The following is a 13550-nucleotide window of genomic DNA, read 5'->3' as shown; positions in this document are numbered from 1 at the left end:
CATGATATCAAAAAAGCTCTGCTTTCTTTTCTTCCGAAAAGATATGCAGAGCTTTCATGAATTAAACGATTTATTCCAGAGAGTAGTTCAGCAGGCTGCCCAATTCAGACTTCTCCGCAGCTGTCAACTCTCTCCACTTCCCAGTAGCCTGGTCACCCAGATGGATATTCATGATACGTACACGCTTCAATTTACGCACCTCGTAACCAAAGGCACTGCACATTCTGCGAATCTGCCGATTCTTCCCTTCGGTCAGTATAATCCGGAATACTCGCTCAGAGATTCGAGTGACGGTGCAGGGCAGCGTCATTTCACCGAGAATTTTGACGCCCGTGCTCATCCCCTTCAGAAAACTCGGCGTGACAGGGCGGTCAACTGTAACGATGTACTCTTTCTCATGGCGTCCCTCTGCTCTAAGTATCCGGTTGACGATATCTCCATCATTGGTCATCAGAATGAGCCCTTCGGAATCCTTATCCAATCGGCCAATTGGAAAAATGCGTTCCTTGTGACCTACAAAGTCAACGATATTGCCCTTGATATGCTGCTCGGTTGTACTCGTAATGCCGACAGGTTTATTGAGTGCAATATATACATGTTTTCTTTTTTCCTTGATAGGCTGACCGTTAATCCGTACGTCGTCGCCTTCTTCCGCCTGACTTCCCAGTTCGGCGGTTACGCCATTAATGGTCACTTTCCCGCTCTCGACTAATTTATCCGCTTCACGCCGGGAACAGTAGCCTGTTTCACTAATAAATTTATTAATACGCAAAAGGTAATCTCACCTCATCTAGTTCTCTTCGTCTGTAAGCGCATCTTCCGTCCGATCGTCCTCTTCCACGCTCTCCGGGAGCTGTTTGGTAGCAGGAAGATCAATGATAACGGTCGTGCCCTTGTTCATGACGCTTTTAATATCCATCATGCCCTTATGTGATTGAATGATGCGCTGACTGACCATTAAACCAAGCCCTGTTCCAGACTCCTTATTGGTAAAGAACGGCTCGCCAAGCTTCGGCATCATCTCTTCCGGAATCCCGATACCCTCATCTTTAATTTCAATCCGCACCCGGTTTAATTCCTCGTCATGGTCAAGGCGAATCCGAATGCTGCCTCCGTTCGGCATGGCTTCCATACCATTCTTAAGCAGGTTGATGAACACTTGCTTCAACTGATTCTCTTCACAGTGTACCATAGCTGAATCCGATGATGCATTTAATACAAATTCAACCCCGTGCAGATGTGCCTGGCTATCCAGCAGCGAGATCACATCGCCGAGAATAAAACGGATATCCCGCTCCTGGAAGTGAACAGCCTGTGGTTTGGCCAAAATCAGGAATTCGCCTACGATCAGATTGATGCGGTCCAGCTCCGACAGCATCAAGTCGAGATGTCGATGATTCAGTTTGTTCGTCTCCTGCTGCAGCTGCAGGAAACCACGCAGCGTTGTTAGCGGGTTACGGATTTCATGCGCAACACCCGCAGCCAGTTGACCTACGGTTGTGAGCTTCTCTGAGCGTCTGAGCAGCTCTTCCATTCGGTTGCGGCTTGTGATATCCCTCGACACACTAATCAGTGCTGTAATTTCACCTAATTCATCGCGCACAGGCGCTGTACTGACACTAACTTCAACCCGTGTGCCATCTTTTTTCATCCATACGGTTTCATTCGAAGTAATGGATAGCCCTTCTATGAGCTGGGCATGCTGCTGCTTCATTTCCTCTTCCGCTTCAGGCGGGATGATCTTCAGCCTGCGGTTTTCGACCTCTCGGCTTCGCCAGCCATATAGTTGTTCAAACGCCCGGTTTACACGCAAGACCTTACCATCCAGATCCGTAATATGAATGGCGTCGGCAGTTTGATTAATGATGGATTCCAGATGCTCCTTAACTGCCCTGTTCTCCTCATACATTTGTTTTAACCGGTTGGTATAGTGACCCAAATTGCGAATCATGGCATTAATCCGATTGGCCAGCTGACCCAGCTCGTCCTTCCTTCTTACTTTCAGACGGAAGTCGAAATGTCCATCCGCTACATCATTCACTTTGCCCAGGATTGATTGAATAGGACGTGTAATATATCCTGCTAACAAATAGCTGCCAAAGATCACGATTTCCAGCAGCACCAGCGATATGGAAGCATGACTAACCAATTGTTCCGATACCATGGAGGATATTTGTTTATAGTCCATGACAATACTGATGACATATGATGCTTCATTCGGCGTGAAGATGGGGATGAAGCTTTTTAACACCTTCTGCTCATGCGTTTCACTGACAAACGATACATTTTGCCCGGTTCGGATCGCCCTTACGACTGCTCGGTGATCCTCATCTGCCGTACCATACTGATACGTGCCAAAACGAATCGGTCTATTATTCAGCTTGCTGTAGTTGCTATCCCTTCCATCGTCACTCATGTTAGGACTGCCAAAAGTCAATGGATTGATACCCGTGATCTCCAAGATGGAAGGATTCACTTCACGAATTTTATTCAATATCTCATCCGGACCAGAGATCTTCACATAGTCATCAACTTCAGCATTATTATAGAAGGGATTGATTATGTAGTTCCTCTTGCCATCATGGTAATAACCCCAGATATCAATATCCGATGGACTTGATGTCGAGTACTCGAAACCATCGGACCAAAAATGATCCAATTTTTGCCCTTGAGTGATGGTAACCTGATGTTTTTCGAACAATTGCTTAAAGGCTTGATACCAATAGGTCATTTTCTTTGTGGATAAACCAACTTCGCGCGGATCGGAAGAGCGGGTTACAACGATATCATCCTCGGTTTGTTCCATGAGAGAGATATGCGATACCCCCACTTTTTTGCTTAAACGTACAAGTTCCTCATTTGTGATATTATTAATATCCGGGTCGAGTTCTTCTGCAGCCATGACTGAAGCAAGCCATAGATTATTACCAATCTGGCGTTTTACATAATCCAAACTATTCTGATTCTGTTCGACAGAAATTGCAATCTGTTTGGCCGTTAGGACCATCTTGGTTTCACTGTCCTGCCTAAGATTTTCCTCGGTCGTATAATAACTCAGCGCAATATTCAGAATCAAAATAACAAGCACCGAGCACGACATAATCATGGATAATTTCGTTTTAATAGACAACTTTTTTAGTTCACCTCTCGGCTTGTACCCTTTGGCGATATATGGCAAAACCTATCTCCATCATAACGGTTGTGTGTGATTTTGAAAAGGATAAATGCCCCTAGTCCAAAAGTTACCGCTTGGCTAAAAAGCTCGAATTTCATTGTTTTTTGTCTTTGCCGTGCCTACAATGAGATTAATCACTAAAACTATACACAAATCCACAGGGTTGTGGATATCCTGTTCATAACTATGTGAGCAACTATGTAGTTATCCACAGACTTATGCACATCATGTTAACAAACGAATATTTGTTCGCCGAATAAATGCTTTGGAAGGAGCTTTAACTGTAATGAACGAACACCCAATCCCGGTTGATCTTTCGCATCTTACGGAGGAACAGCAGCACGAATTCTGGATGCGTGAAGCCATTGCTGAGGCGCTAAAAGCCGAGGCACTTGGGGAAGTCCCTATCGGAGCTGTCATTGTGCAGCATAATCAGATTGTCGGACGAGGATATAATTTGCGTGAGACCACTCTTGATTCCACTGCACATGCGGAGATGGTCGCTATTCGTCAGGCAAGCGAAACGATCGGAGCCTGGCGCCTGCTTGATTGCAGCTTGTATGTGACACTGGAACCTTGCCCTATGTGCGCAGGTGCCATTGTACAGTCCAGAGTGCCCCGCGTTGTATATGGCACCGCTGACCCCAAAGCCGGATGTGCAGGAACCTTGATGAACTTGCTGCAGGAGCCACGGTTCAATCATCGTACCGAGGTGATTCCAGATGTCCTTCAACCCGAATGCTCTACAATGCTGACCCAATTTTTCCGTCGGTTACGCAAGAAGTAATACTTATACTTTTGATTTTGAGAGGATGTGCACTGCTATGGCATTAACACTGTATGATACCCCCAAAGGAATTAGCCTCCGGTTACTTACCACTGACGATACACAAGCTTATCTAGATCTGATCCAGGTTACTCGCGTTCCCTACCAAGCTGTAGAGCCTCTTCGAGATGATGAGTTCTACACACTGGATGCTCAAACAAGGCGGATTCAGGACCGTCTAAAAGCGGCTGAAGAAGGTACTGGTTATCAGTTTGGCATCTACACCATCAAGGACGTCCTGCTCATTGGGCAAATCAGCCTGAATAACGTCTCCTATGGCGTTGCCAATTATGCCGATATGGGTTACTTTATCCATCCAGACTATCAGGGTGGCGGACGTATGACAGCAGCTGTTAAACTGGCTGTTGCCTATGCCTTCCGCGCCTTGAAGTTGAATCGTGTTCAGGCCGCAATCCTACCCACTAATGCCGGCTCCCAGCGTGTACTGGAGAAGAACGGCTTTCAGGCAGAAGGCATTGCCCGTAAATATCTGAAGATCAACGGAAGCTATCAGGATCACCGAATTTATGCCGTTCTTGCTGAAGATTTATCGGAATCCCTGCAATAACAGACAGATTTAAACTATAAAACAACAAAAAGCCGCCCGACAAAAAGTCGAGGCGGCTTTTTCCACTCATTTCTTGGAATGAGCTTAGTATCCGTAAGAAGAATTCATCAGTTCCTCGAATTCTTGCATCGTAATTACATTTTCACCTGTAGGGATATTGATTTTGAAGGCTGCTTTCTCATTGATTTTAGTGTAAGTGTTGGATCCAGTAAAGGCCAACTTCACTTCATCTTTGGTATCCACTGGTTTGATCAGCAGATCAGCTGCAATCTTTTGATAAACCGGGAAATCCTGCTTATCCAAAGCGAAATCGATGTTGAATTTGTTGATGGTCAACGTCTCTTTCAACTGATCCAGATCCTTGGACATTTCAGTCTGATCAGCTTCTGTAATGTTCAGATCTTCTTTGGCCTGATCAATATCGGCCTGACTCAGTTGCAGCATATCACGGTATTCTTCTTTGGACAAGATGTCCAGCACTTTAGGCAGTGCTTTAGTCACCAGTACAGTAACTGCTTCTTTAACGTTGTCGTTAGTAACAGAGAATTGCACTACCTGCTTGGCATCTACACCTTCTGGCAGCTGTGCATCCTTAACATCTACGTTTTTGAAGAATTTGTCTTGATCATATTCACTAAGAACAGCATCCATAACTTCATTGCTCAGTTTTTGTGTTTTGGCTGCGTCCATAGCATCAGGGTTCCACTCCGTACCCTCTTGCTCAGCCAATTCTTTCAGATCCAGCTCCAGGAACTTGCCAACTACTGTTTCCGGAATTGGGAAGAACGGAATGCTTGGCACTTTAACGTAAAGCTTCTCAGCTGTCATCACCATTGGAATGGTGAACGTCATGCCCATATCACCTTTGAGCTCAAGGCTAACTGTCATTTCTGTTTGCATTGGCTCGCTTTGATATACGCCAGTTACGTTAAACTGAGCATCCTTCAACATGCTCATAAACTGAGTCATCGTTGGATCTTGTTGTGACTCGTCTGCAGGTTTATAGCTCAATTCATTAATTGTGAAATTGGAACTCATCTCATACGAAGTCAGTTTAGAAGCATTGGCCGCAGCCGTCTTAAGTGCTTCTTTCGGTTCTTGTTTGCTGCTACATGCTGTCAAAGCCAAAGATACCGTCAACAGCAACGTTAGAAGCAACGCCCCCATACGTTTAGTCATTTGTTTCTCTCCTCTCGTGATAACCCCAAAAAAAATAATTCAACATCAATGATATACCATTTATTCTGAAACGGAAACACGATTTGGGAAATTTGTGATCTTTCCACACTAAAATGGCTACAAAGACCTATGTTAGCTTTTCAATTCCTATCATCATTGGTCTTTATTTATGTATGAATACGCAAAAACCCCCTGTTAGGTAACAGGAGGTCTCAATATGCATCAATATATATCTTAAATTACGATACTGAAATGGATGGGTATTCTTCTTACCCTTGTGGGTTGTTATGATCCACATGATTTTGATTTTTTACTTTTTTGGACCCCGACAACGGTTCTTGTCCAGATGAATGCTTTTTCGGACGGCGATGCTGCTCAGCAGCTTGGACCTCCGGTACAGGTATCGCTTTTGGTTTGCTCATGCCAATACCCCCTCTTCATGATTTTAGGAATGGGATGGGTTCATATCTTCCGTTTTGTCATGATTCAACGAATCCTGATGACGACGATCATTGGTATCTTGCTGAATTTGCTGTGCATGATGGCTGTTCACGGCTGGCTGTTCCAGATCAGCAACAACATTCTGCAAGTTTTTATCAATGCCTGCCTCGGCTTTACTCACTTGAATCACTCCTTCAATTGGGGCTATGTTCTTGTCTTGGACTGCAACGACTGGGCACATTCATGAATATGCCGTGTATAATCCTGAGCCAGCTCCTGGATGGGTTCTGTACGCTCATCTGTCGTTTGTCCATCCCGTTCTACATCAATCAGTTGCACACTGACCTCACGGGAGTCCACATACGCGCATTTGAAATCGAATGAGTACATTTGGTGTCCTGCAGTCGCGATATGAATACGAATAGCCTTCTGATCGGCTTCATCTGCCATTACCTGTGCCTGATCGCCGACATTCAGTACTTCCGGCAAACGCTCCTGCCATGCGCCTACAAGCTCTGTCTGATCTATGTTTAACTCGCGGTTCATCTAACCACCTCCACTCCTATAAAGTGCGGCGAACAAGATGATTTTATACATGCATACCGAGTCAATTCGAGCCTGTTGTTGCCTTTAATAAATAACCATGGCAGATAGCTCGATTGAGAAAAATGTAGATGCAAAAAAGGACCCGAGCTTATCGCTCGAGTCCCTGTTATAAGTGTTGTTATGGCGGAGAGGGTGGGATTCGAACCCACGTGGGCTTGCACCCTAACGGTTTTCAAGACCGCCCCGTTATGACCGCTTCGGTACCTCTCCATAATTTGAAGTTTTATAAACTTGCCACGAAATAGATCATACCACATATACAATTAAAAAAGCAAGCTCTAGAATAAAAAAAGCCGTCATAATTTGAAATGACGGCTTTTTGGGTTGGCTTTATCATAATAAAAATCTATTCCCCATGTTAGGAACGACGTGCAATTACACTGATTCCACCCATGTACGGACGCAATGCTTCAGGAATAACTACAGTCCCATCTTCTTGCTGATAGTTCTCTAGAATAGCTGCCACTGTACGTCCAACAGCCAGTCCGGATCCATTCAGTGTGTGGACGAACTCAGGCTTAGCCTTCGGCTCTCTACGGAAACGAATGTTGGCACGGCGCGCCTGGAAGTCTTCACAGTTCGAGCAGGAAGAGATTTCACGATATGTATTGCTTTCTGGCAACCATACCTCGAGATCATAGGTTTTCGCGGAAGTGAAGCCCATATCCGCTGTACACAGCGCCAAAACACGGTATGGCAATTCCAGCAGTTGAAGCACACGTTCTGCATTTTGCGTCATTTTCTCCAATTCCTCGTAAGACGTTTCTGGAGAAGACAATTTCAACAACTCAACCTTATTGAACTGATGCTGACGGATTAATCCACGTGTATCCCGTCCAGCAGAGCCGGCTTCAGATCGGAAACATGAGCTGTATGCCACAAAATGCTTCGGCAGATCCTCCACATTCAAAATCTCTTCGCGATGATAGTTCGTTACTGGAACTTCTGCGGTAGGGATCAGATAATACTCCGTATCCTTAAGCTTGAACAGATCTTCTTCGAACTTCGGCAATTGGCCTGTTCCGAAGAGGCTGTCGCGGTTGACGATATATGGAGGCAAAATCTCCTCATATCCATGCTGATCACTGTGCAGATCCATCATGAAGTTAATCAAAGCTCGCTCAAGACGCGCGCCAAGTCCTTTGTAGAACGTAAAACGGGAACCTGTTACTTTGGCAGCAGCCTCAAAATCAAGGATATCCAGATCCTGCGCAATCTCCCAATGTGCTTTTGGAGTAAAACCGAACGACTTCGGTTCAGACCAGCGGCGAATCTCTACATTATCATCCTCAGAGGCACCCACAGGTACACTCTCATTTGGAATGTTAGGGATGGCCATCGTCAGATCATTGATCTTCGCTTCCAGTTCCCGGACCTCTTCATCCATCGCCTTGATGCGATCAGAAACTTCACGCATCTCAACAATCAAATCATCCGCGTTCTCGCGATTCTTTTTCAGCTTGGCAACTTCACCGGATACTGTATTCCGGCGGTTCTTCAACGTCTCGCTCTCTTGCAGTAGTTCCCGGCGCTTTGCGTCCATCTCGGAAAATCCAGCAATGAGATCGAGTGACTTGCCACGGTTCGTTAACGCTTCTTCTACACGGGCGTATTCATTCCGCAATATCTTTACATCAAGCATTATATACTCCTCCTAAATGACCTCACAGAAAACATATCAATAAACCTAAGCCTATCACATAGCCTTTGTGGAGTCGCGTATAACTTCATCTTAATCATATTCAACAATAAAAAAACAACCTATAAACCCCTGTGACACCCTACGCTGCGATTCCCGCTGTATAAAGCAGATACGGGCAACATCAGGCATTCGACCAGATACAGCTCCTCAAGCAGTCTTACAGCTTGCAGAAGGAGTATTCCAATCCACCGGGGTATCATAAGTTGTCTAATATGCGCTATTGGTTCTGTAGCGACTGCTTGTATGATTGGGCCATATCTACAAAATAAGAATGCAAACGGTAGTCATCGGTCAATTCAGGATGATATGAGCAGGCCAGCAAGTTTCCTTGGCGCGCGGTAACGATCTCACCCTTATACGTGGAAAGAACCTCAACCTGTTCCCCAACACTCTCAATTAAAGGTGCGCGAATAAATACTGCTCTTACCGTTTCATCAATTCCTTTGACAGGCAGGTCTGTTTCAAAGCTTTCCCGCTGCCGCCCGAATGCATTTCTGGAGACAGTCATATCCATCAATTCCAAATGGGCTTCTTCCTGTCCTGAAATACGCTCAGCCATTACGATCAGGCCTGCACAGGTGCCGAATACCGGTTTACCCTTGGCTGCAAAGTCCCGAATAGGCTGCATGAAACCATATTTGCGCATCAATTTACCAATAGTGGTGCTCTCACCGCCAGGAAGGATCAGACCATCCAGTTCATCCAACTGCTCAACCTGTTTCACAACCAGTCCCTCTGCACCAGCTCGCTCAACACTGCGAATATGCTCTGTAACCGCACCTTGAAGTGCTAATACACCTATCTTCATTTGCGTTCTCCTCTTCTACCAGCCGCGATCCTGTTATACGTCAAAAGCCGTACGTTAGGAGATCCGTGTCCAGAGGTTTATGGACACTCCAGCAATCCATTTATCGTCCATGTAATGCGTTGTCGCTCCCACTATAACATGTGCAACTAACAAGGTTGTCCTTAGACTTTTGAGCTGATTTATACGTAGAATTCTAACTTGATATTTTACCGGAAAAATTGTAAATACACAATGCATCGAGTCGCAATTTGGTGCTTATTGTCCTTGTTCAGGTGAGGTAGATCGGAAACTTCTATGATCGGCAATCATGGCCTATAGCATCCATTAGAACAGGTTTTTGATACCGTCAAACAGATCAACGAAGAAGTCCTTTACCGCACGGAAGAACAAACGGAACCAGCCGCCTTTTTCAGCCTCTTCTGCGGTGATCAGGTTCACTGTTTTCTCCTGTGGTTCAATACCATCTGCCTTATAGTTGTAGGTCACCGTTCCGACTTTCGTACCTGCTTTAATTGGAGCAACCAGCTTGTCTGCTTCCGTTACGTTTGCCTTAAAGGTAACATCCAGGTTTTGAGTGCCTTTGGGAACAACAAAGCTAACTGCATTGTCGGTCACTACGGGCACATTCGTTTCTTTACCTTTTTTCAGCGGAACAGCTTCCCAGCCAGTTACTTTGGTTTTGCCAGCGACAGCTTGCTTCACTTCGAAGTTGTTATAACCATAATCCAGTACTTTTTTCGTCTCTCTGAAGCGTGCAGGCTCGGAATCGGTACCCATAACGACACTGATCAGGCGCATACCATCACGTTCAGCCGTTCCTGTGAAGTTATTCCCTGCATTTGTGGTATGGCCCGTTTTCATTCCATCTAAGCCTTCATAGGCGTAGCTTTTGAAATTGGTTATATCTTTATTCGCTTCCAACATCCAGTTGTAGTTGATAATTGGAGCTTTGTCATTGGGACGGAATTTATAAGACTGAATTGTTGTAAAGTCTGTGTAGTCAGGGTGATCCTGAATGATATATCTGCACAGAATTGCTGCATCCAATGCAGACATAACTGTCTCTTTGTCTTCGGCTGGTTGGAAGTCCTTAGGCATATCCGCACGATCAAGACCTGTGGAGTTAATAAAGAACGTATCCTTCATGCCCATTCGCTTTGCTTCATCATTCATCATTTTCACGAAAGCTTCTTCGGAACCGGCAACATATTCTGCCAATGCCACTGTTGCGTCATTTGCAGATCCAACGGCCATAGCAATATACAGCTCTTTAACCGTATGTTGATCGCCCTCAGCCAGGAAAATACGTGAGCCTATGCTCTCCGCTGCATTTCTTTTAACCGTAACTACATCATCCCAGCCAAACTTCCCTTGCTTGACCTGCTCAGCCACAATGTACTCGGTCATCATCTTCGTCATGCTGGCAGGCGGCATGGCTTTGTCCGCATTCACATTAAGCAGAATCTGGCCTGTCGAAGCCTCCATGAGTACGGCAGATCTAACTTCAAGTCCAAGTGAGTCTACGGAAGGAACCTGCACGGCTTTCTCGGTCTTCGTTGTTGTCGCAGCAGCAGTCAGTACCTGACCCGAATCATTCGCAGCAGCCATCACCGGCATTACTGCAGACATGCAGAGCATATTGACCAGCATAACCGAGGCTACGCTTTTTTTGAGCATTTGGCGTTTCTTTTTGTTCATTTGTTTAGCTTTCAATGATAATACTCCCTTCGTTCCGAAGCTCCGCTTAATTGATGCTTCAGTGCAGCTTGAGCTGCGTTTTTCTTGGTCCTTAACGATCGTAGAAGATGTTGTGAAAAGTAGCTTTTTATGCGCTGTATCGAAAGAGCAATATCATTGCTCCATACGTTTCATTATCGATTGTCACTTAGTTAGCATTATCCAATGCTTATGTAAAAGGACGTCCGCGCTTCTATCTAGCTGGGCAACCTTTCGTGGCATTTGTTCCATGTGAAACAAGATTCATAGATTCACGTCAAAAAGCCGCCGCAACGCCCTAATCCGATAAAGGATCGTCACCGCTTTTTCTATTCTATCACAGGGGTATCCGCAAAAAAAGACAGGCCCGGCGAAAATCGCCAAGCCTGTCCTGGAAATGATTAACTCTCTTCAGATTACAACGAGTAGTTAGGTGCTTCTTTTGTAATTTGAACATCATGCGGATGACTTTCACGAAGTCCCGCACCTGTAATACGGATAAAGCCTGTATCATTGCGGAGCTGTTCAAGGTTGCTTGTTCCGCAATAACCCATACCCGAACGAAGACCACCAATCAACTGATGAATGGTATCGGACAATGGACCTTTATAAGCTACACGTCCTTCGATGCCTTCCGGAACGAGTTTTTTGTCATCATCCTGGAAGTAACGATCTTTACTTCCTTGTTTCATGGCAGCCATTGAGCCCATACCGCGGTAAACTTTGTAGCTACGTCCTTGGAAGATTTCAGTTTCTCCCGGGCTTTCAGCAGTTCCAGCAAACAAGCTTCCCAACATAACTGCATGTGCGCCTGCAGCCAGTGCCTTAGTAATCTCACCTGAATATTTGATCCCGCCGTCTGCGATGATTGGAACTCCATACTCGCGTGCGACAGTAGCACAATCGTAAACAGCAGTTACTTGAGGTACACCGATACCAGCAATAACGCGTGTTGTACAAATGGAACCTGGACCGATACCCACTTTGACAACCGATGCACCTGCCTCGATCAGATCACGAGTAGCCTCACCAGTAGCTACATTACCTGCAATAATAGTCAAGTTCGGGAAACGCTCGCGCAATTGACGAACAGCTTCGATAATGTTGATGTGATGTCCATGCGCAGAGTCTACAGTAATCAAGTCTACACCAGCTTGTACCAATGCATCTGCGCGTTCAAAAGTATCTTTGGAGATACCAATTGCCGCACCAACCAGGAGACGACCTTGCGCATCCTTGGCTGCATTAGGGAACTGAATAGCTTTTTCGATATCTTTAATTGTAATGAGACCTTTCAGTGTATTGGACTCATCCACCAAAGGAAGCTTCTCAATTTTGTGCTTTTGAAGAATTCCTTCTGCCTCTTGCAGGGTTGTACCTACAGGAGCAGTAACCAGATTTTCACGAGTCATAACTTCACTGATCTTAATACCGTAGTCATGGATGAAACGCAAGTCACGGTTAGTCAAAATACCAACCAGCTTCTGATCACCTTCGACAATCGGTACACCGGAGATGCGATATTTAGCCATAACTTCTTCAGCATCCGACACCAGGTGCTCAGCAGTCAGTGAGAACGGATTGGTAATAACGCCGCTTTCCGAACGTTTAACCCGATCTACTTCTTCCGCTTGCTGTTCAACAGACATGTTTTTGTGGATAATTCCGATACCGCCCTCACGTGCAATGGCAATGGCCAGAGTTGCTTCAGTAACGGTATCCATACCAGCACTGATCAGAGGGATATTCAGTTTTACACTATCGCTCAAACGAACCGATACATCCACTTCTTTAGGCAGTGTCTCGGATTTCCGTGGCACTAGCAATACATCATCAAAGGTCAAACCTTCCTTACCAAACTTATCTTCCCACACGCAGGTGTTCCTCCTTATGTTTGCTCAGCTTTACGGTCCAAAACCCGAAGATCTCAGGCAGTATTTATGCCGAAAATACGTTTTCTGAAAAATTTATTATTGCCATCTTAGCAAAGCGATATTTAGACTGTCAAGGAAAAGTGCCTGGTTATATCAGGTGTACTGTCTGATGCATACAACTGTATTTCTTGAGCGGACAACTGCCGAATATGCCAAAAAAACCATCCGTTTTTAAATGGCGTTTGTCCTCTAAAATTTTTTGACTTTGTTTCAAGTAAAACTACATAGCTTCCATATATTTACCTTTAAAAACAAATAAAAACCACCACCGAGTATCTTCGGCAGTGGTTCTTTGCTTGGCAGCGTCCTACTCTCCCAGGACCCTTCGGTCCAAGTACCATCGGCGCTAGAGGGCTTAACGGTCGTGTTCGGGATGGGTACGTGTGGAACCCCTCCGCCATCGCCACCAAACGATGCTGCTATACACTCAGAGATTATTCTCTGAAAACTAGATCCGAAACGAAACGTGCGACTAGAACCTGCAATTTGGATAAGCCCTCGACCGATTAGTACTGGTCAGCTCCATGCATTACTGCACTTCCACCCCCAGCCTATCTACCTCGTCGTCTTCAAGGGGTCTTACATACTGGGAAAT

The 13550-nt window shown here is 45.3% G+C and carries 12 protein-coding genes, 1 tRNA gene and 2 rRNA genes; 2 read left to right on the top strand and 13 right to left on the bottom strand.

Annotation, left to right across the window (positions count from 1 at the left end; all coding sequences use genetic code 11):
* Window positions 1–70: 70 nt before the first annotated feature.
* Window positions 71–772: a 23S rRNA pseudouridine(2604) synthase RluF gene (gene rluF / locus GUA98_RS28270; protein ID WP_153976457.1), complete on the bottom strand. Its 702-nt coding sequence runs from the start codon at window positions 770–772 to the stop codon at window positions 71–73.
* An 18-nt stretch (window positions 773–790) separates the two neighbouring features.
* Entirely contained in the window at window positions 791–3130 is a 2340-nt protein-coding gene (locus GUA98_RS28265; protein ID WP_193725107.1) for an ATP-binding protein, read from the bottom strand.
* Window positions 3131–3461: 331 nt separating this feature from the next.
* Here GUA98_RS28265 and tadA point away from each other — a divergent pair, with 331 nt between their 5' ends.
* Entirely contained in the window at window positions 3462–3962 is a 501-nt protein-coding gene (gene tadA / locus GUA98_RS28260; RefSeq protein WP_153976455.1) for a tRNA adenosine(34) deaminase TadA, read from the top strand.
* A 37-nt stretch (window positions 3963–3999) separates the two neighbouring features.
* Window positions 4000–4569 (top strand): GNAT family N-acetyltransferase, encoded by a 570-nt coding sequence (locus GUA98_RS28255; RefSeq protein WP_193725106.1) that lies wholly within the window; start codon window positions 4000–4002, stop codon window positions 4567–4569.
* An 84-nt stretch (window positions 4570–4653) separates the two neighbouring features.
* Here GUA98_RS28255 and GUA98_RS28250 read toward each other — a convergent pair whose 3' ends face one another.
* The 11 genes from GUA98_RS28250 to GUA98_RS28200 all read right to left on the bottom strand — a co-directional run.
* Entirely contained in the window at window positions 4654–5748 is a 1095-nt protein-coding gene (locus GUA98_RS28250; RefSeq protein ID WP_193725105.1) for a hypothetical protein, read from the bottom strand.
* Between the two features lie 269 nt (window positions 5749–6017).
* The gene (locus tag GUA98_RS28245) at window positions 6018–6170 is read right to left on the bottom strand and encodes a small acid-soluble spore protein P (protein WP_193725104.1); all 153 of its coding nucleotides are present in this window, start codon (window positions 6168–6170) and stop codon (window positions 6018–6020) included.
* Between the two features lie 23 nt (window positions 6171–6193).
* Window positions 6194–6370, bottom strand: a complete 177-nt coding sequence (locus GUA98_RS28240; RefSeq protein WP_193725103.1) for a hypothetical protein — start codon at window positions 6368–6370, stop codon at window positions 6194–6196.
* 23 nt (window positions 6371–6393) lie between these two features.
* Entirely contained in the window at window positions 6394–6735 is a 342-nt protein-coding gene (locus tag GUA98_RS28235; RefSeq protein WP_095293451.1) for a hypothetical protein, read from the bottom strand.
* Between the two features lie 181 nt (window positions 6736–6916).
* Window positions 6917–7005: transfer RNA gene (locus GUA98_RS28230), tRNA-Ser, on the bottom strand.
* A gap of 148 nt (window positions 7006–7153) precedes the next feature.
* The gene (gene serS / locus GUA98_RS28225; protein WP_193725102.1) at window positions 7154–8437 is read right to left on the bottom strand and encodes a serine--tRNA ligase; all 1284 of its coding nucleotides are present in this window, start codon (window positions 8435–8437) and stop codon (window positions 7154–7156) included.
* Window positions 8438–8714: 277 nt separating this feature from the next.
* Window positions 8715–9305 carry a pyridoxal 5'-phosphate synthase glutaminase subunit PdxT gene (gene pdxT / locus GUA98_RS28220; protein WP_193725101.1) on the bottom strand — a complete coding sequence of 197 codons (591 nt, stop codon included), beginning with the start codon at window positions 9303–9305 and terminating at the stop codon, window positions 8715–8717.
* Between the two features lie 324 nt (window positions 9306–9629).
* Window positions 9630–11018 (bottom strand): D-alanyl-D-alanine carboxypeptidase family protein, encoded by a 1389-nt coding sequence (locus tag GUA98_RS28215; RefSeq protein WP_415753064.1) that lies wholly within the window; start codon window positions 11016–11018, stop codon window positions 9630–9632.
* 419 nt (window positions 11019–11437) lie between these two features.
* On the bottom strand, window positions 11438–12895 hold the full coding sequence (guaB, locus tag GUA98_RS28210; RefSeq protein ID WP_095293447.1) for an IMP dehydrogenase: 1458 nt from the start codon (window positions 12893–12895) through the stop codon (window positions 11438–11440).
* 354 nt (window positions 12896–13249) lie between these two features.
* Window positions 13250–13366, bottom strand: a 5S ribosomal RNA gene (gene rrf, locus GUA98_RS28205).
* Between the two features lie 75 nt (window positions 13367–13441).
* Window positions 13442–13550 (bottom strand): 23S ribosomal RNA (locus GUA98_RS28200); the annotation flags it as partial.

It is taken from the genome of Paenibacillus sp. P13VS, from assembly GCF_015143645.1.
Classification (GTDB): Bacteria; Bacillota; Bacilli; order Paenibacillales; family Paenibacillaceae; genus Paenibacillus; species Paenibacillus xylanilyticus_A.
This window is presented reverse-complemented; position numbering and strand designations above follow the sequence as displayed.